This is a genomic window from Cryobacterium sp. 10S3 (assembly GCF_034344045.1).
Lineage (GTDB): Bacteria > Actinomycetota > Actinomycetes > Actinomycetales > Microbacteriaceae > Cryobacterium > Cryobacterium glucosi.
Window position 1 is genome coordinate 1182878 of the sequence record NZ_CP133773.1, and the last position, 19938, is coordinate 1202815.

Genomic DNA, 19938 nt, shown 5'->3' on the forward strand with positions numbered 1-19938 from the left:
TCGCTCCGATTCTCACTTTCAGCTTCCAAAAGGAACCAGACCATGTACCAGCTGACGAATGTCACCAAAAAGTATGACCAGGGCAAGCGCTCGGTGACCGCGCTGCAGGACGTCACCGTTTCGATCCCCGATGGCCAGATGGTCGCGATCCAGGGGCCGACCGGTGGCGGCAAGTCGACCCTCCTGCAGATGCTCGGGGCACTTGACCGCCCGAGTTCCGGATCCGTGGTGCTCGAGACGGAGCACCTCGGCAGTTCGAACCTGTCGAGCCTCGGGGACTCCCAGCTCGGTCGCATCCGCGCCACCGAGATCGGCTTCGTGTTCCAGGGCTTCAACCTGATCCCGACGCTGACCGCCCAGGAGAATGTCGAGACGGCGCTCGCGCCGCTCGGCGGGACGAACGCCGCGCGCCGGGAGCGCTCGGCGGCCGCCCTCGAGGCCGTCGGCCTCGGGGACCGCCTCGGCCACCTTCCCGCCGAACTCTCGGGCGGCCAGCAACAGCGGGTCGCGATCGCGAGGGCACTCGTCAAGGACCCGACCGTGCTCCTCGCCGACGAGCCGACCGGCAACCTCGACGAGGAGACCAGGGACGAGATCATGGACCTGCTCGAGGGGCTCTGGCGGGCACAGGGCCTCACCCTGATCGTGGTCACGCACGACAGTGCCGTCGCCAGGCGCGCCCAGCGCCGCCTGCACATCAAGGCCGGACGACTCACCGAACTCGCCTGACTGCCGGGCTCGCCTGATGACCGCCGGGCTCGACAAACATTAGAGTAAAGACTCTAATGGGAGTATGACGCCCGACAGGACACCCAGGAACGACCGGAACGAGCCGAAAGGCCGGTACGACAAGAAGGGGCGGACGTCGACCCGGCGTTCGTTCCTCAAGGTCGCCGGCATCGGCCTGGGGACGATCGCGATCGCCGGCGCCGCAGGCCTCACCTGGCGCGCGGTCGACGGTGGCGTGTTCGCGAGCGGGACAGGCGAGGCATTCGCCGCATGGGCGCAGGCCGGCCCGGAGGCGCATGACGCCCTCGGCCTCGTTCGGGCCGCCGTGCTCGCCGCGAACGCGCACAACGCCCAGCCCTGGCAGTTCAGGGTCGCCGACAACCGGATCGACGTCTTCGCTGACACGACCAGGAACCTCGGGACGATGGACCCGCTGCTCCGGGAGATGGACGTCTCGCTCGGGTGCGCGATCGAGAACATCGTCGTCGCGGCACCCGCGAACGGGAAGAAGGCCGCCGTCACCCTGCTGCCGGACCCCGCGGACCCCACACACGTCGCACGGATCGACCTTCAGGCGGCGGAGGCATCCGTCTCACCGCTGTTCACCGCGATCGCATCCCGACACACCGACCGCAACTCCTATGACCTCACGCGGCCCGTGAGCGCCGCGGAGCTGGCACGGCTCAGCGGACTCATCGACGAGACCGTCGCCGAACTCGTCTGGTTCTCGGACCCCGCGGAGAAGAATGCGTTCGGTGCCCTGACCGTCCGCGCGACCGAGGCGATCATCGCAGACCCGCAACAGGTGGCGGACGACGCCGCCTGGTACCGCACCGACTGGCACGAGATCCAGTCGAAGAAAGACGGCATCACGATCGACCCGTCCGGGCAGTCGGAATTCATCAGGGCCGTTTCGAAGGTCATTCCCGTTTCGACGGCCCAGAACAACGCGGGCTGGCTCGCCGGCACCAGGGACAGCCAGGTCCCCACGGCCGCGGCCTTCGGAGCGCTCGTCGTGCGCGACCCGCTCGACACCGGCGAGCGTCTCGCCGTCGGCAGGGCCTGGCAGCGCCTGCACCTGAGCATGACGGTCGACGGGGTGAGCGCCCAACCGCTCTGCCAGCTTCCGGAACGGATCGACAGGGAACGCTCGACGGGCCTCAACCCGGACTTCGGCGACGCGCTGGCCGCGCTCCTGCCCGCCGGCCGCCACGCGATCATGACCTTCCGGATCGGACATCCGACCGGCTCGGCCCTGCCGAGCCCTCGACGCCCCGCGCGGGAAGTCGTGCTTTCGTGAGCCGGGTCCCGACCACGGTGACGGCGGGGGAGACCAGGGCCAGGATCCTCTTCGTCGCCCTCGGCCTCTTCAACGAACGCGGCACCGCCGCCGTGACCACCAACGCGATCGCGGCGGCCGCCGGAATCAGCCCGGGCAACCTGTACTACTGGTTCGGCGGCAAGGACGAGATCGTGCGCGAGCTGCATGCCCAGCGCGTGACGGCCTACGAATCTCTCTGGGAGGCATCCGCTGCCGGGGGAGGGGACGGGCCTGAACGCCTGGACCCCGAGCAGGTACTCGACCGCCTCGGTGCCGGTGTCGCGCTGACGCGGCAGTACGCGTTCCTGGCCCGCGACCTCTTCGGCCTGCTGCACGCGGACCCGGTGCTCGCCGAACACTACCGGCTCGTGCGCGCCCGGCGCCTCGTCAGGTTCAGCGAGATCGCCAGGGGCTGGCGTGAACACGGCGAGATCCGCCCGCTCGGCGATCGGGAGCTCGATGACCTCGTGCGGGCGCTCTGGATCCTCGCCGAGTCCTGGTTCGCCTTCGAGGAGCTCGACGGGGCGGACACCGGAGGGCCTTCGGATTCCACTACAGATTCCACCGGCGGGACGCGCTACCTGCGCGCCGTCCTCACGCCGTACCTCAGCGCCCCTTTACCCGGGCGGGGCTAGACGCGGCGGATGCCCCAGGCCACGACGGCGAGGGACGCCGCGCAGACGACACCGAGCAGGGACATCAGCAGGGTGTAGCTCGCGACGGCGTTGAGCGCCGCGAAGAGGACCGGCAGCAGGAACCCGAGGTAGGTGAGGCTGTAGTACACGCCCGTGATGCCGGCGAGGTCGGCAGGGGTGGAGATGCGCTGCACCTCGACGAGGCCCGCGACGACGCACACGCCGTACGCGGCGCCGAGCACGATCGCCGTGACGAGGGCGACGATCGGGGACAGGGTCGCCGCGGCGCAGATGGAGAGCAGGATGCCGACGAGCATCATGCCCATGCCGACGACGAGCGCTCGCCCGTTGGTGCGTGTGTTGATCCGGGCGACCTGCGGCTGGACCAGGGCCCCCGTACCGAGGGTGACGACCGTGAGCAGGGTCGCGTATGCGAGGTTGAACTCGCCGAGCTGGGTGTCGACGAGCTTCGGCATGATCGCGTACGCGATCCCGGCCGCGCCGAAGACCCAGGGCGCTGAGGGCGCGATGACGCGCAGGAAGCGGCGATGCCCGGCGAGAGGAACCGCAAGGTCACGCCAGAACGGGCGGTGCGCGCGGTAGCGCGGCACGGTCTCCGGCGTCGTGACGAGCAGGGGCAGTACGGCAAGGCTCAGCACGATGTGGACGAGGTAGGGGGCGAGCGTCGGCATCGGGCCCCACTGGGCGAGTGCGCCGGCGACGCCGGCACCGAGTCCGAAGCCGAGGGTGAGGGTCAGTGCCGGGCGCCGGGCGCCTGCCACCGTGTCAGCGCGCTTGTCGAACGGCGCGGCGGAGAGTTCCTTGAGCCACGCCGTTCCGACCGACATCGCAACGCCGACGCTCAGCCCGGCCAGGAAGCGGCCGAGGCACAGCATGACCGTGCTCGAGAAACCGAAACCGAGAAGGATGCTGGCCACGAGTCCCGTGATCACGCCCGCGATCGCGAGGGGCTTGCGTCCATACCGGTCCGAGAGCGCCCCGGCGAGGAGGAGCCCGGGAATCAGGCCGACGACGTACGCCCCGAGGAAGACATCCGCCATCACGGTCGTGTAGTGGCCGAGCGCCTCGTACATGTGCAGCAGCGGGGTGAAGTGGTTGCCGCCCCAGGCCATGACGAAGATGGCGGGTGCTGCGCGGAGCCAGGCGGGAATGGTACGGGGAATCATCGGACTTTCGGAACGCGATCGGGGATGGACGGTGGTGGTGGTCAGGGGACCGTGGCGGTCAGGCGACCCTGGTGGAGAAATGCCCGGCCTCGACATGTTCGCGGAGGGCACGGTCGTACGCTGCGGTGTCTCCGCTGGACACGTGACCGGCCAGGGTGCGGTGCTCGGCGAGAAGGCGTTCGAGGTTGCGGGGGTCCCGGGAAGCGACCCGGTGGGTGAGGCGTTCGAGCCTCGGGCCGAGCTGGGCGTAGAAACCGTCGATCACCCGGTTGCGGTTCTCGTCCACGATCCGGGAGTGGAAGCGGTGGTCTGCCCTGGCGAAGGTGAGCAGGTCACCGCTCGCAGCGGCATCCGCCTGGATCTCGATCAGGGCGGCGAGGTCGGTGTCCACCCCGCCTGTCCCGCCCTCGCGTTCGCCCAGGAGCCGGACGGCGGTCGTCTCGAGCATGATGCGCACCTGGAGCAACTCGGCGGTCTCCGCCTCGTCGAGCGCGGTGACGACGGCGCCCTTCTTCGGGAAGAGCCGGATCAGCCCGCGGGCCTCGAGCGCGAGGAAGGCTTCGCGCACCGGTGTGCGGCTGAGTGAGAGGGCTCCGGCGATCTCCCCCTCGGTCAGGAAGGAGCTCGCAGGGAGGGACCCCGAGATGATCAGGTCCGCGACGTGCGTGTATGCCCGCTCGACGGCGGAGGCCCCGGCCGGCATGAGGGAGGCTGATTCGGTCGGCATACCCCCAGCCTAGCCATAGATACATCAATAACTACAAGTCGGCTGCGGAATATACCGCCTCATATACTGGGCAAACGCCCCGATTGAGGCACACCCACCGCCGGGCCGCAGGCCTTTCGCCCGGTGCCGGCTCGTCCACTCTGACCCAGAGGCCCCCGTGACTGAAACGCTTTCCCCGCAGACGATCCTCGACGAACTCGCCACGATACTGCCGCCCGTGCAGCTCGTGACCGGACAGGCGACCGATGCGTATCTCACGGACCAGTCGGACGGCACCGCTGCGGGGGAGCCCCTCGCCGTCGTGTTCCCCAAAAGCACCGCCGAGGTTGCGGCGGTCGTCACCCTCGCAGCGGCCAACGGCATTGCGCTCGTGCCGCAGGGTGCCCGCACCGGACTCGCCGGCGGTGCGAACGCGATCACCGGAGCCATTGTCGTGAACCTCACCCGGATGAACCGGATCGTCTCCGTCGACAAGGCAGACCAGACCGCGACGGTCGAGGCCGGCGTGCGCACATACGCCCTGGCCAGGGCCGCCGCGACCGCCGGCCTCTTCTACCCGCCGGACCCCGGCTCGTGGAAGGGCTCGACGATCGGCGGCAACGTGGCCACCAACGCCGGCGGGATGCTGTGCGTCAAATACGGCGTGACGGGTAACTTCGTGCGCCGCCTCACGGTCGTCCTCGCGGACGGCTCCATCGTGCACACGGGGCAGCGCACCATCAAGGGTGTCGCCGGGTACAACCTGACGGCGCTCCTCGTCGGGTCGGAGGGCACCCTCGGGATCATCACCGAGATCACGGTCGGGCTGCTGCCTGCCCCTGCCCCGGCCTCCGGCGTGTCCGCGACGTTCTCGACCACCGCGGAGGCCCTCGCCGCCGCCGCACTGATCGTCACGAACAACCGGCGTCCGAGCGTGCTCGAATTCCTCGACGGATCCTGCATCACCGCGATCAACGCCTTCGACCCCGCGTCCACGCTCCCGGAGGGTGCTGCAGCACTTCTCCTCGTGCAGTCGGATGCCGCGGGGCAGGCCGACGACGACGTCGCAGAATACGCGCGCATCCTCGAGGCCGGGGGAGCGGGCGAGATCGTCATCGCGCACGACGCCGCGCACCTCGACCAGCTGATGAGCGCGAGACGCCTCCTCCAGCCGGCCCTGCAGGCCGCGCGCGGTGCGAGCCTCAACGAGGACGTGACCGTTCCGCGGTCGCAGCTGCAGGCGCTCCTCTCCGGCCTTCAGGAGATTTCCAGCGAACTCTTGATTCCGATCAGCACCGGAGGGCACCTCGGCGACGGGAACCTGCACCCGGTGATCGGCTTCAACCCCGACCTGCCCGCGGAGGTCGATGCCGCCCACCGCGCGTTCAAACGGGTGATCCAGCTCGCCGTCACGCTGGGTGGGTCCGCGTCGGGGGAACACGGGATCGGCCTGCTCAAGCAGGCGCACCTCGACGACGAACTCGGCCTCGCCGTGCGGGAGCTGCAGCGCCGCGTCAAGCTCGCTTTCGACCCCGCCAGCCTGCTGAACCCCGGAAAGAAGCTCTAGCCGCCAGGTTTGAGAATTCTCAGGATCGTCACTCCCCGCAGTGGATTACCGGGGTTTGGCTGTGCTAGGCGAGTCCTTTTAAACGCGCGGGCGAGAGACGCGGCGGAAGAACCCCCCGACCGGCCCTTGCCGGGGAGTAGTGTTGGAAAAAGAGAGCGGACCACGGTGCATCGGTGCACGTCTGGCGCCTCGTGTCCCCCCGCTCACTACCCCGAGCGCGGGATCTTCCGCGGCGGGAAAGCTCAATCCCACGAGGAGAGTAGTCCACATGACAATTACAGAGGGCGTCCTCAGCGGCGACACTTCGATGCAGCACGGCAAGGCGGAATTCGTTTCCGGGCCGTGGCAGGATTCGATTAACCTTCGCGATTTCATTCAGCGCAATTACACGCCGTATATCGGCGACGCGTCCTTCCTGGCCGGGCCGACTGCCCGCACCACGGGAGTCTGGGCCAAGTTGTCCGCGATGTTCCCCGAGGAACGTCGTAAGGGCGTCTACGACATCGACGCCTTCACGCCGTCCTCCATTACAGCCCACAAGCCGGGCTACATCGACAAGGACAATGAAGTCATCGTCGGCCTCCAGACGGATGCGCCGCTCAAGCGCGCGATCATGCCGTTCGGTGGATGGCGCATGGTCGTCAACTCCCTCGAGACCTACGGCTACCCCGTCTCTCCCGAACTCGAGAAGATCTTCACCGACTACCGCAAGACCCACAACACCGCCGTGTTCGACGTCTACCCTCCCGGTGTGCGTCGTGCCCGCAACAGCCACCTGATCACCGGTCTTCCGGATGCCTACGGCCGTGGCCGTATCATCGGCGACTACCGTCGTGTCGCCCTCTACGGCGTCGACGCACTGATCGCCGGCAAGAAGAACGACCGCGCCGAGCTCGACATGGAGCCCTCGACCGAGGACATCATCCGCGCCCGCGAGGAAAACTCGGAGCAGATCCGGGCCCTCAAGGAACTCGTCCAGATGGCCGCGTCCTACGGCTCCGACATCTCCAAGCCGGCCCAGACCGCCCAGGAAGCCGTCCAGTGGCTGTACTTCGCGTACCTCGGTGCCGTCAAGGAACAGAACGGCGCTGCAATGTCGTTCGGCCGTAACTCGGCCTTCCTCGACGCGTACATCGAGCGCGACCTCGCCGACGGCACCATCACCGAAGAGGGCGCCCAGGAGCTCATCGACGACCTCGTCATCAAGCTCCGCATCGTGCGCTTCCTGCGTACCCCGGAATACGACGAGATCTTCGCCGGCGACCCGACCTGGGTCACCGAGTCCCTCGGCGGCATCGGCGAAGACGGTCGCCCGCTCGTCACCAAGACGGCGTTCCGTTTCCTCCAGACGTTGTACAACATCGGCGCAGCACCGGAGCCGAACCTCACCGTTCTCTGGAACGACGGCCTTCCCGATGGATTCAAGCGCTTCTGCGCCCAGGTCTCCATCGACACGTCGGCGATCCAGTACGAGTCCGACGACCTCATCCGCGCCGAGCTCGGTGACGACGCTGCGATCGCCTGCTGCGTCTCCCCGATGCGCGTCGGCAAGCAGATGCAGTTCTTCGGTGCTCGCGTCAACGCCGTCAAGGCGCTGCTCTACTCGATCAACGGCGGCAAGGACGAGGTTTCCGGCAAGCAGGTCGCCCCGGCGACCGCGCCGAACCTGGACACGATCCTCGACTATGACACCGTCTTCGCGAACTACCTCGTCACGCTCGAGTGGCTTGCCGAGACCTACGTCACCGCGCTGAACTGCATCCACTACATGCACGACAAGTACGCGTACGAGCGTCTCGAAATGGCTCTCCACGACAAGGAAATCGTTCGCACGATGGCCTGTGGCATCGCCGGCCTGAGCGTTGTCGCCGACTCCCTGTCCGCGATCAAGTACGCCAAGGTGCGTCCGGTCCGCGACGACAACGGACTCGTCATCGACTACACGATCGAGGGCGAATTCCCCAAGTTCGGTAACGACGACGACAAGGTCGACTCCATTGCGATCGACGTCATGGAACGCTTCATGAACATGATCCGCAAGCACCCGACCTACCGCAACGCGATCCACACCCAGTCGATCCTGACGATCACGTCCAACGTGGTCTACGGCAAGGCAACCGGCAACACGCCCGATGGCCGTCGCAAGGGTGAGCCGTTCGCTCCGGGTGCAAACCCGATGAACGGCCGCGACACGCACGGCATGCTCGCGTCGGCGCTCAGCGTCGCCAAGCTGCCGTTCAGCCAGGCGCAGGACGGCATCTCGCTCACGAACACGGTCGTCCCCAGTGGCCTCGGTCACACCAAGGACGAGCAGATCACGAGCCTCGTCGGACTCATTGACGCGTACACGGAAGCCACCGGCTACCACATCAACGTCAACGTGCTCAACAAGGAAACCCTTGAAGACGCCATGCTGCACCCGGAGAACTACCCGCAGCTGACGATTCGCGTCTCCGGCTACGCGGTCAACTTCGTGCGCCTCACGCGCGAACAGCAGATGGACGTCATCAGCCGTACGTTCCACCAGCGCTAAGGATTCACCAGCGCTAAGGATTCACCAGCACCGAAGATTCACCAGCACTAATATCCACCGATAACAGATGGCGGCGACGCTGAGTAGGACGAGACAATGCCCGCAATAAACCTCGGCCTACCCAGCGTCGGCCCCGCCATCGCACTCGTCGCGCTGGAGGACGGCAAGACTCCCAGCACCGAACAAGCTGAACTTGCCGAACTCCATCACCTCGAGATGGCCGCGATTCACAACGGCTCGGTGGCGAGCGTCCATTCCTGGGAACTCGTCACGGCCGTGGACGGTCCCGGAACGCGGATGACCCTGTTCCTGTCCGGGTGCCTGTTGCGTTGCCAGTACTGCCACAACCCGGACACCTGGAAGATGCGCGACGGGTTGATCACCACCCTCGACGACCTGGTCACGCGCCTCAAGCGCTACAAGGGCGTCTTCGACGCAACCGGGGGAGGCCTCACCATCTCCGGCGGTGAGCCGCTCATGCAGCCGGCCTTCGTGGAGCGCATCTTCGAGGAATGCCACAAGCTCGGCATCCACACCACCCTGGACACCTCGGGGTTCCTCGGGAAGAGCGCGTCAGAGACGCTGCTCGACAACCTCGACCTCGTGCTTCTGGACGTCAAGTCCGGTCTTCACGACACGTACAAAGAGGTCACCGGGCGTGAGCTCCAGCCGACACTCGATTTCGGCGATCGCCTCGCGGAAAAGGGAATCCCCGTCTGGGCCCGCTTCGTGCTCGTCCCCGGACTGACCGATGCCGTCGACAACGTCGACGCCGTCGCGGAAATCATTTCCCGCTGGCCGAACGTCGAGCGCGTCGAAGTGCTCCCGTTCCACCAGATGGGCGAGGACAAGTGGGACCGGCTCGAGATCCCGTACCCGCTGCACGGGGTGACGCCCCCCGACAACGATCTGCAGGAGCGCGTGCGGGAGCAATTCCGCGCGAGGGGCCTGACCGTTTTCTAGGCGAAACCGGCGTTCAGACGCTGGGAAAGGCGCGGCATCCAACGGATGCCGCGCCTTTCCTCCGCCACCGTGCAAACGTTTACCACCAATGTTGCAATCGGCAGAGAAAATGTGATGAATGCGCTTTCATTACTGGCAGACTGGGGGGTAACACGAGTGTCACGACAGGCGCGACACCAGGAAAGGTATCTCATGACAACCGCTACGACAACGGCTGCCCAGCCCCTGATCGCCGGTTCCGGCCAGGCGCGTATTCTTCGGATTATCGGCCTCCTCGGCATTATCGGCGGCCTCGTTATGCTCCTCGTCGGCGGCGTCGTCTGGGGCACCGTCAGCAGCCAGCTGGCCGGCGAGAAGATTACTGTCGCGGCCGACGCATCGTTCCTCGCCGGAACGACCGTCGACAACCCCCTCTCCGCCCTCGCGCAGGCGAACATCATTAACCACCACGCCATGGAGGCCTCGGGCGGCAAGACGTACGCCGAGCTCGCCCAGGACGACAAGGTCCGCCCGACGGTCATGACCGCGTCGCTGCTGCGCGCCTCGCTCTTCACCTCGATCGTCGCCTTCGGCGTCTCCTTCTTCGCCATGGGCCTCGGCATCCTCGTCGGCCTGTTCGGCTGGGCGATCTTCGTCCTCACGCCGCACGCTTCGAAGAAGACCGCGGTTCCGGCCGTCGCCTGATCCGATCCGGCAGTATCGAACGGGCCTCGCGGTAGTCGCGGGGCCCGTTTTCTGTGCCCGGCGCAGCTTGTTACCGTGCCGAAACACGGGAACCCCTACGATGGGGCTAACGGACGATCTTGCCGCCCCGAGGGGTGGCCATCGGGAACCACGTCCGCGGAATACTGGGGGACCAGCATGAGTGCTCGCGACAGCTATGCCACGAGGCAGATTTCCCCAACGGCGTCGGTACGACCGCGGCGCGGAGGCGCCACCGGACGCCTGGTCGCATTCGTGGCTGCCGCCCTGCTCCTGACGGGCGGCCTCGTGACGGCGGCTCCGCAGCCGGCGGCATTCGCGGCATCCTCCGTCAGTGCGCCGTCCGGCTGGCTGCACACCGCGGGTGGCACGATCCAGAACTCCGCCAACCAGACGTATGTCGTCAAGGCCATCTCCTGGTTCGGAATGGAGACGAGCAACTGCGCCCCGCACGGACTCTGGACGATCGGCCTCGACGCCGGCCTCGCGCAGATCAAGTCGCTCGGATTCAACACCCTGCGGCTGCCGTTTTCGAACGAGTGCCTCGGCGGGGCCCCCAGCAATTCGATCAACTACGCGGTGAATCCGACCCTCGCGGGACTGACCCCGCAGCGGCTGATGGACACGGTCATCGCCCGGGCGAAGGTCGCCGGACTCAATGTCATCCTCGACCGGCACCGTCCGGATTCCGGAGCCCAATCGGAGCTCTGGTACACGGCGCAATACAGTGAAGCCAAGTGGATCAGCGACTGGCAGGCACTCGCCACCCGGTATAAGAATGATCCGACCGTGATCGGCTTCGACCTGCACAACGAACCGCACGGGCAGGCATGCTGGGGCTGCGGTAACCCCGCGATCGACTGGCAGGCGGCCGCGACCCGCGGTGGGAACGCCGTGCTCGCCGTGAACCCCCGGCTGCTGATCCTCGTCGAGGGCATCGAGAACCAGGCCACCGGCGGATCCACCTGGTGGGGTGGCGGCCTGAGCGGTGTCAAGGGCAAGCCTGTCATCCTCTCCGTCGCGAACCAGGTGGTGTACTCGCCGCACGACTACCCGGCGACGGTCTACGCGCAGAATTGGTTCAGCGCGGCCAACTACCCGGACAACCTCGCCACCGTCTGGGACCAGAACTGGGGCTACATCAGCAAGACCGGGATCGCACCGGTGCTGCTCGGCGAGTTCGGTACGAAGCTTGCGACCGAATCCGACCAGAAATGGCTTGCCAAGCTCGTACCGTACCTCTCGAGCAACGGCATGAGCTTCGCGTACTGGTCGTTCAACCCGAACAGCGGCGACACCGGCGGCATCGTCAAGGACGACTGGGTCACCCCGGAGGCGGCAAAGCTCACGGCCCTCACGCCGCTGCTCGGTGCAGGGACTCCGATCGTCGTTCCGCCGACTGCGACGCCGACGCCGACCGCTACTCCGACTCCGACGGCTACTCCGACTCCGACACCGACTCCGAAGCCGACCGCTACTCCGACTGCGACGCCGACTCCGACGGCGACTCCGAAGCCGACCGCTACTCCGACGCCGACTCCGACCGCCACTCCGATTCCCGTCCCCGGCACGGCCTCGATCACCACGACGTGGAACCTGCAGAGCGCGTGGGGCGCCGGCTACGTCGCCGACTTCCAGGTGAAGAGTGCGACCGGTGCCAAAGCCTGGAGCGTGACCTGGTCCGATCCGACCGTGACTGCGGTGACCAACGCGTGGGGGATGACGTGCACGGTCAAGGTCAGGACCTCGATCACGTGCACCGGAGCGGGTTGGGCGAGCACCATTCCCGCAGGGCAGAGCGTCTGGGTGGGCCTTCAGGTCGAGGCGACCAAGGCCCCGGTAGCACCGGCGCTGATCCTCACCGCCAGGTAAGCTCCCCGGCGGGCCAGCTCGACATCCGTTGCCCAGACCTGATCGCTCCGATAACGATCGTGAGACGCCCCTAGCAATTCTGTCGGCGCCGGGGTTCCATGAACCGTGATGGGGGGTTCAGATGCGGACGACGGAATTCCAGGAGCGGCGCACGCCTCGGGGTGTGATCGGCGGGCTGGTCGGGCTTGTGGCCATGAGCGGGGTTGCCGGACTCCTGATCGCCGCGTCGGTGACGCCCGTCGTCGCGCTGTCGGGACTCGCCGTGACGGACACGATCAACACCTTCCAAAGCCTTCCGGAATTCCTGTCGATCGACAGGCTCTCCCAGAAGAGCAACATCTACGCGATGCGGGGTGATGGCTCTCCCTACCTGCTTGCCTCCTTCTATGACCAGAACCGGATCGAGGTCGGCTCGGACTCGATCAGCCCCTTTGTGACGGATGCCGCGGTCTCGAGTGAGGACCCGCGCTTCTATGAACACGGCGGCATCGACATGCAGGGCACGATCAGGGCCGGACTCAGGGTGAGCCTTGGCGGGGAAACTCAGGGCGGGTCGTCCATCACTCAGCAGTATGTCAAGAATGTCCTCGTTCAGAAGTGCGAGGTACTCTCCGACCCCGTGGCGCGCGACTCCTGCTACACGACGGCCACCCGAACGAGCGCCGAGCGCAAACTCAAGGAGATGCGGCTCGCGATCGGCGTCGAGAAGAAATACTCCAAGAAGGACATCCTTCGCCAGTATCTCAATATCACCGGCTTCGGAGGAACGGTCTACGGAATCGAGGCGGCCGCCGAGTACTACTTCAACACGACGGCGGCGGCCGTGAGCCTGCCGCAGGCCGCGAGCCTCGTCGCCATCATCAACAACCCGGTCAAGTTCCAGCTCGACGACCCGAACAGCGCCTCCAACGGTACGGCGAACGGCTACGCGGCGAACCGGGACCGCCGGGACTATATCCTCGGGACGATGCTGAAGTACGGCACGATCGGACCGGACGATTATGCGGCGGCGGTCGCGGCACCGGTCGAACCCAGCATCCACGAGCCCAGTACCGGGTGCCAGACCGCGGGCGGAAGCGCCTATTTCTGCGACTACGTGACCCATGTGCTTCGGAACGACCCGGCGTTCGGGGCGGATGCCGACACCCGGCTTCTCAACTTCCGCCGGGGTGGCTACAACGTCTACACAACCATTGATCTGGACCTTCAGAATGCCGCGGAGGCCACGATGAAGCAGAATGTACCGTCGACCTTCCCCGGCTGGGATGTCGGCGCTGTCATCTCGAGCGTGCAGGTCGGCACCGGTCGTGTGCTTGCGATGGTGCAGAACAAGGACTACAGCCAGGATCCTGTCGTCGAGGCCACGGGAGCGAACTACACGAGCATCAACTACAACACCGACTATGCCGATGGCGGTTCGAGTGGCTTCCAGCCGGGTTCCGGGTACAAGGTGTTCACCCTCGCCGAGTGGCTCACGGAAGGTCACGCTCTCTACGAACGCGTCGATTCCCGCCGCAAGGCCAATTGGGGCACCTTCCAGGACAGCTGCCTCGGCCCGCAGAACTACGACAAGGAGAAGTGGAACCCGAAGAACGACGCCAACGAGAGTGGGGCGCACTACAGCGCCCTCGAAGCCACCGTGGGTTCGATCAACACCGGGTACATCGGGATGGCCAAGAAGCTCGACCTGTGCGGAATCCGTAAGACGGCTGAGGCATTCCGGATGCACCGCGCTGATGCGACCCCTCTCCTGCAGAGCGCTGCGTCGGTGATCGGCACGAATGAGATCGCGCCGTTGAGCATGGCCGTCGCGTTCGCGGGAATCGCGAACAGGGGGGTGACGTGCAGTCCGGTCGTGATCGACCGCATCGTTGGCCCGACCGGCGCTGAGGTTCCCGTGCCGACCAGCGAGTGCGCGGCTTCCGTCAACCCCACGGTCGCGGCGGGCATGGCCTACGCCATGCACAAGGTCATGACGACCGGGACAGGGCAGCAGTCGAACCGGGGCATGGCGCCGCAGGTGCCCGTGATCGGAAAGACCGGTACGACGGATGGCAATAAGGACACCTGGATGACCGGGTCGAGTACGAAGGTCGCAACCGTCGTCGCGGTGGTCAGCCTCACCGGCGATGCGAACCAGCGGACCACATACTTCGACAGCGGCCAGGCCGCGACCGCCCGGCACCGGATGTGGCCGGCGGTGATGTCGGTCGCGAATGCGAAGTACGGTGGAGATGACTTCATCGAAGCCAATCCGACGCCGACTCAGACACCGAGACCGACACCGGCGCAGACTCAGACTCCGACGCCCCGTTAAACACAGCGCTGAGGGTTTTCCTTCCTGAGAGTTTCTCAGCTATGAATGTGTCGTGAGTTCCCCGTGATTACGGCGATCTCTCAGTTTTTTTGTTTGTCAAGCCCCTAGCGCAGCCGTAAAACTGGGGGTATTTTCCGGAGCCGTGTACTTCGAATGGGTTACAGTCAACCCATCGAAAATGCGTGTCGTAGGTTCTGTGGATGGATTTGTGATCGGCGCGTTCCGGTCATTTGAAAGGCAAAAAACTCCATGCAACAGCTCTTTCGTCGCGCCGAGAAGTCCTCGCCGCGTAGTACAACCGCGCGTCGCAAACTCGCAGGCGGTGTCCTGGCCGCAACGGCGGCCCTGTGCATCGTCGTCGGCACAACGGCCTCCTGTGCGTTCGCCTCCGGCGACTCCTCGTCTTCGTCGTCCCGCTCGTCGTCCGGTTCATCGTCCGTGAGCGCACCGTCAGGCTGGCTCGCCGTGACCGGGGTGTGGTCACACCGTAAGAACCACCACAACGGAACTCCGACTCCGACTCCGACTCCGACTCCGACTCCGACGCCTGCGCCGACGCCTGCGCCGACGCCGACGCCCACGCCGGCTCCGACGCCTGCGCCGAAGCCCACCCCGACTCCGACTCCGACGCCTACGCCCACGCCTACGCCGACGCCGACGCCTACTCCTACGCCGACGCCGACGCCTACTCCGACGACGCCCCCCATCGCCATCGGAACGTCCCCGCTGCACACCAATATCGTGTCGACGACCTTCTGGGTCGGCGAGATCTTCAACGCGAACCTCAGCGACGGCAGCCAGGTCTGCAGCACCTATGACAGCAAGTGGGCGCTTCACCACACCGGCGTTCAGCTCGGGTCCTCAACGGACACCGGCTGCGGCGGCTCGCCCGTCGGCGGGTGCGATGGCCCGTCCAGCGGCGCGACCGCTGCGACCTTCACGTGCACGACAGAGAAGCGCACCGCTGCCAACGGCTACTTCCCGACCAGCCAGCCCAAGCCGCTCGAGAACCCGTTCTACCTGGATCTTCCTTACGACGACGTCAACGACGCGACGGCGTTCGCCAACCGCGACACCGTCGTACCGTGGGCGAACGTGGCCCCGTACAGCGCTCACCATGGTGACTCGAACTACTCGTACATGAAGAACCACTGGGTCCAGCTCACCGGTCCCAATGGCCAGACGTGCTACGGACAGGTTGAGGACGCGGGCCCCTCGAGCGGCTCGCTGTACCACGACGCTGCCTACGTGTTCGGAAGCAACGACGCCCGTCCGGTGAACAAGCAGTTCAGCGGCGACCCGAGCCAGGGCGCAGGCACCGACGTGTCGCCCGCCCTCAACGGATGCCTCGGCTTCACCGACCTCGACGGGGACAACGACCACGTCAACTGGCGTTTCGTGGACCGGTCCGCCGTTCCCGCCGGCCCGTGGCTGAACGTGGAAACGACCAGCCAGGTGGCCCAGTAGCCGCCGGATAGTCGAACGGCCGTCCGGATCTACCGCCGGACGGCCGGTACAAGGATCCATCGGATGCCCGGTGCCGCGCCTGCGGCACCGGGCATTCGCCTGCCCGGACGGGTCGCGGCCGTTCCGTGGGCCGGGTTCGTGGGCCGGGTTCGCGTGTCGGATCAGGCGGAGCGCGCGGACCAGAGGTGGCGCACGTTTGTGGGCGCGACCGCGGCGAGCTCGGCCGCCAGGGCCTCGGCCCGGGCCTCGTCGCCCGCAGCGTTCTCGGCCGCGCGCTCGGCGCTGTGCCGTTGTTTGACCAGCCGGGCGGCATCCGCGAGGTCCCAGAGCGAGTCGCCCGTCACCGACACCCCTTTCGCACCCGAGCGCCTGGTGCGGCCGCGGACGAGCAGGTGCCTGGTCTGGAAGACCAGGGCGCCGATGCGTTCCTGGGCGTCGTGGAAGAAGACCACGTTCGCGACCGGCCCGGTGCCGTCGTCGAGGCTCACGAACACGACGCGTCGCCCGCCGCGCATCGGCGGGGTGTTCGTCGCCCGCCGCACGCCGGCGAGGAGCACCTCGGTGCCGCCGGGCAGGTCGGCGAGGGCCGACGCCGGGGTGACGCCGAGTTCGGCGAAGAGCGGATAGAAACGGGCGAGCTGGTGCCCGGACACGGCGAGGCTCAGGTCGCGCAGCTCGAGTTCGGTCTGGGTTCGGCCGCGCAGCTCGAGGGAGGTGACGGCGGTGAACCGGTCGCCGGTGTACCGGGGGACCGGCAGGTCGACGTCGAAGGCGAGTTGGTCGTCGTGCACGGCGACGGCCGTGCCGCGGAGCGACTGGATGTGCGCGAGCAGCTCATGCCGGCGCTCACGGTCATAGCCGATGAAGCTGTCGAGGGCGCCGACCCGTGCGAGCGCCTCGAAGCTCGACCGCCGTGGCCGCACCCGGTCCCGGAAGTCCTGGAGCGAGGAGAACGGCTGGTGCCGCACGATCCGGGCCCTCTCGGCGGCGGTGCTGCCCGAAAGCTCTGGCAGCGCCAGGCGGATGCCTCTGCGCGGCCCGGCAGGCCCGGGAGACCCGGCAGTCACCGGTTCGACCTGGACAGGCCCGGCGTGGCCAGGAGGAAGATCCTCGACCCGGTAGTCGAGCACGCTGTGCTGCACGTCGAGCGGAAGCACGGGCACCCCGAGCGCCCGGGCTTCGGCCACGAGCAGGTCCTTCGGCCACATTCCCGGGTCGTGGGTGAGGAGACCGGCAAGGAAGACCGCAGGGTGATGGGTCTTCAGCCACGCGGACTGGTAGGTGGGCAGGGCGAACGCGGCGCCGTGCGCCTTGGCGAAGCCGAAGCTGCCGAATCCGGCGAGCACGGTCCAGATCCGGTCGATCACCGCCGGGGGGAATCCGCGGCCCAGGGCCTGCTCACGGACGTACGCCTCGATGAGGGGCAGCTGCTCGGGTTTCCCCAGGTGCCTGCGGAAGACATCCGCCTTGCCCAGGCCGCAGCCGGTGAGTTCGTCGAAGAGCCGCATCACCTGTTCGTGGAAGATGACGACGCCGCGGGTCTCCCGCAGGATCGGTTCGAAACGCGGGTGGATGTAGTCCGGCACGACCTCGCCGTGCCGCGCCTGCAGGTAGAGCAGGGGCATGTTGTTCTGCATCGGGCCGGGTCGGAACAGGGAGATCTCCACGGTGAGGTCGTTGAAGACCTCGGGCTGCAGCTTGCCGACGAGCTCCATCTGGCCTGGCGACTCGAGCTGGAAGATGCCGAGGGTGCGCGTCGAGCGGATGAGCTCGAAGGTCGGCTCGTCGTCGAGCGGGATCCGGTCGAGGTCGATGCTCTCTCCGGTGAGGCGTCGGTGCTCCTCGACGGCATGCGCCATCGCAGACTGCATCCGAACGCCCAGGATGTCGAGCTTGATCAGGCCCATCGGGTCCATGTCGTGCTTGTCGAACTGCGACATCGGCAGTCCCATTCCCGACGCCTGCACCGGGGTGCGGTCGAGCAGGCTCGCGTCGGAGAGGATCACGCCGCACGGGTGCACCGAGATGTGCCGCGGCAGCCGGTCGAGCCGTGCGGTGAGGTCGACCAGCTGATCGAGCTGCTGCGAGGCGCGCACTTCGGCGGCGAGCGGTTCGAGCTCGGGCTTCTCCTCGAGGGCACGGCGGAAGTCGCGGGCGTTGAACCGCCACATCTGCTTCGCGATCGCCGACACCTGCCCGGCATCCATGCCGAGGGCCAGCCCGGCGTCCCTGACGGCGCCGCGGCCGCGGTAGGCGTTGGTCATCGACATCAGCGAGACCCGGTCGGCACCGAAGGTCTGGAAAATGGCGCGGTAGATATCGTGGCGGCGCGCTGACTCCACGTCCAGGTCGATGTCGGGCAGGGTCTGGCGTTCGGGGGAGAGGAACCGTTCCCAGAGCAGGCCGTTCGCGATCGGCTCGACCGATGAGGTGTGCAGGGCGTAGTTGAGCACCGAGCCGACGCCGGAGCCACGGGCCTGGATACGAACGCCCATGCCCCTGACGAGGTCGGCGACGCGGGCGACCGTGAGGAAATAGCTCGCGAAGCCGAGATGCTCGACCGTCGCCATCTCGTACTCGAGGCGGGCGTGCGCCGTTTCGACCGCCGTCCGACCGGATGCCGCGTAGCGTTCGTCGACGCCGGATCGTCCGCGTTTCCAGAGTTCGGCGAGCGGGTCGCCGGTGACCCCGATCACGCGTGCCTCCGGCATCCGCGGGGTACCGAGGCCGATGTCGGCCTGCGGGTCGAGGGTGCAGCGGTCGGCGAGCATGTCCGTATCGCGCAGCAGCCGGTTGAGCGCGCCGTCGTCGTGCAGGCCGGCATCGACGACCATGCGGGCCACCTGCCGCATCGCGCCTGCCGGTTTGAGCCAGGCCTGTCCGTTCGTCTGCGGCTGCTCGAGCTCGGCGAGCGGGGTCAGGGTGCGGGCGGCGTCGGCAAGGTCTGCGGTCACCGCGTCCTCCGGCTCGCCGTAGCGCACCGCATTCGTGAGCACGGCGGGCAGGCCGTTCTGCTCGGCGAGGGCGAGCATGCGGGTCGCGGGAGTGACGCTGCCGCGGCTGCCGGGCTCGGCGAGATGGCAGACGACTTCGAGGCACACCGACCCGGTGGGCATCGATCCCTGCCAGGCCGTGAGCCGGGCGCCGGCTTCCTTCGTCGCGCGGCGGCCGATCGCCTCACCGACGTCTGAGACCGGCCCGAGCAGAACGGTCAGCGCCCGGAGCCCGGCCAGTTCGGCAAGCTCTGACCGGCCGATGCTCGGCTCGCGCCCTGTTCCGGTCGACATGGCCTGGTGGGCGGCGGACACGGCGCGGCACAGGGCAGCATACCCACGGCCGCTGGTGCCTCCGTGCGCGAGAACGACGACGCGGCCGAGCGGCAGCCGGTCGTCGTCGTGCACCGCGAGGTCGGCCCCGAGGCCGGCGCGGATGCCCTCCGCCCCACACGCCCGAAGGTGCTTGACGGCCCCATAGAGCCCGTCACGGTCGGTGAGTGCAAGGAAGGAGGCGCCCTGGGCCCTCGCCTGGCCGGCAAGCGCTTCGGGAAGCGTCACCCCGTAGTGGGTCGAGTATGCGCTCGCGACGTGCAGGTGCGGGAAGCCGGTGCCCGGCCCGGCAGTGCGCGACCGGCCCGTGCCCGGCTCGTTCATCCCCAGTCGAGGGCGAGCACCCACGACCCGTCGACGTCGCGTCGCAGGTCGTACCGGTGTTGTTCCTCGCCCCCGCGGGCCGCGTCGACCCGCCACAGCTCGGTGTCGATGCGGGTGGGCACCCCGTCGTTCTCCCACCAGCGGGTGCGCGTGAACACCGCCTGCGGTTGCCCGATGATGGTGTGCTCGAAGCGGTCCCAGGTGAAGGCGCGGGGGTCGCCGTCGGCCGAAAGCTCGACGTCGACGCGGATGTCGATGATCTGGGGCATTCGGTGGCTCCTCCGTAATG

Annotated in this window: 14 protein-coding genes; 10 read left to right on the forward strand and 4 right to left on the reverse strand. The window is 67.3% G+C overall.

Annotated features, from left to right (window positions below; all coding sequences use genetic code 11):
* Positions 1-42 precede the first annotated feature (42 nt).
* The 3 genes from RHM57_RS05495 (at position 43) to RHM57_RS05505 (ending at position 2685) form a co-directional block, all read left to right on the forward strand.
* Positions 43-729, forward strand: a complete 687-nt coding sequence (locus RHM57_RS05495; protein WP_134448862.1) for an ABC transporter ATP-binding protein — start codon at positions 43-45, stop codon at positions 727-729.
* 64 nt (positions 730-793) lie between these two features.
* Complete coding sequence (locus RHM57_RS05500; RefSeq protein ID WP_166791025.1) at positions 794-2029, forward strand: Acg family FMN-binding oxidoreductase; 1236 nt, start codon at positions 794-796, stop codon at positions 2027-2029.
* Entirely contained in the window at positions 2026-2685 is a 660-nt protein-coding gene (locus tag RHM57_RS05505; RefSeq protein ID WP_322136038.1) for a TetR/AcrR family transcriptional regulator, read from the forward strand. Before RHM57_RS05500 ends, RHM57_RS05505 begins: the two co-directional genes overlap by 4 nt.
* On the opposite strand, the gene RHM57_RS05510 is transcribed toward RHM57_RS05505, so the two are convergent.
* Positions 2682-3872 (reverse strand): MFS transporter, encoded by a 1191-nt coding sequence (locus RHM57_RS05510; protein WP_134448864.1) that lies wholly within the window; start codon positions 3870-3872, stop codon positions 2682-2684. The two genes, RHM57_RS05505 and RHM57_RS05510, sit on opposite strands and share 4 nt — an antisense overlap.
* A 58-nt stretch (positions 3873-3930) precedes the next feature.
* On the reverse strand, positions 3931-4599 hold the full coding sequence (locus RHM57_RS05515; RefSeq protein WP_322140761.1) for a GntR family transcriptional regulator: 669 nt from the start codon (positions 4597-4599) through the stop codon (positions 3931-3933).
* A gap of 157 nt (positions 4600-4756) precedes the next feature.
* Here RHM57_RS05515 and RHM57_RS05520 point away from each other — a divergent pair, with 157 nt between their 5' ends.
* The 7 genes from RHM57_RS05520 (at position 4757) to RHM57_RS05550 (ending at position 15999) form a co-directional block, all read left to right on the forward strand.
* On the forward strand, positions 4757-6145 hold the full coding sequence (locus RHM57_RS05520; protein WP_134561294.1) for an FAD-binding oxidoreductase: 1389 nt from the start codon (positions 4757-4759) through the stop codon (positions 6143-6145).
* Between the two features lie 268 nt (positions 6146-6413).
* Entirely contained in the window at positions 6414-8678 is a 2265-nt protein-coding gene (gene pflB / locus RHM57_RS05525; protein WP_134448867.1) for a formate C-acetyltransferase, read from the forward strand.
* Between the two features lie 96 nt (positions 8679-8774).
* Positions 8775-9641, forward strand: coding sequence for a pyruvate formate-lyase-activating protein (gene pflA, locus RHM57_RS05530; RefSeq protein ID WP_134448868.1), 867 nt, complete (start codon positions 8775-8777; stop codon positions 9639-9641).
* A gap of 192 nt (positions 9642-9833) precedes the next feature.
* A complete protein-coding gene (locus RHM57_RS05535; protein WP_174774856.1) occupies positions 9834-10325 on the forward strand; it encodes an aromatic ring-opening dioxygenase LigA in 492 nt (163 codons plus the stop codon).
* 177 nt (positions 10326-10502) lie between these two features.
* Positions 10503-12215, forward strand: coding sequence for a cellulase family glycosylhydrolase (locus RHM57_RS05540; RefSeq protein WP_322140762.1), 1713 nt, complete (start codon positions 10503-10505; stop codon positions 12213-12215).
* Between the two features lie 121 nt (positions 12216-12336).
* A complete protein-coding gene (locus tag RHM57_RS05545; protein ID WP_134448870.1) occupies positions 12337-14532 on the forward strand; it encodes a transglycosylase domain-containing protein in 2196 nt (731 codons plus the stop codon).
* Positions 14533-14781: 249 nt separating this feature from the next.
* Positions 14782-15999 (forward strand): hypothetical protein, encoded by a 1218-nt coding sequence (locus RHM57_RS05550; RefSeq protein WP_322189618.1) that lies wholly within the window; start codon positions 14782-14784, stop codon positions 15997-15999.
* Positions 16000-16160: 161 nt separating this feature from the next.
* On the opposite strand, the gene RHM57_RS05555 is transcribed toward RHM57_RS05550, so the two are convergent.
* The gene (locus RHM57_RS05555; protein ID WP_322140764.1) at positions 16161-19649 is read right to left on the reverse strand and encodes a DNA polymerase III subunit alpha; all 3489 of its coding nucleotides are present in this window, start codon (positions 19647-19649) and stop codon (positions 16161-16163) included.
* Entirely contained in the window at positions 19646-19918 is a 273-nt protein-coding gene (locus RHM57_RS05560) for a hypothetical protein (RefSeq protein WP_134448872.1), read from the reverse strand. The genes RHM57_RS05555 and RHM57_RS05560 overlap by 4 nt, the downstream gene beginning before the upstream one ends.
* Positions 19919-19938 lie beyond the last annotated feature (20 nt).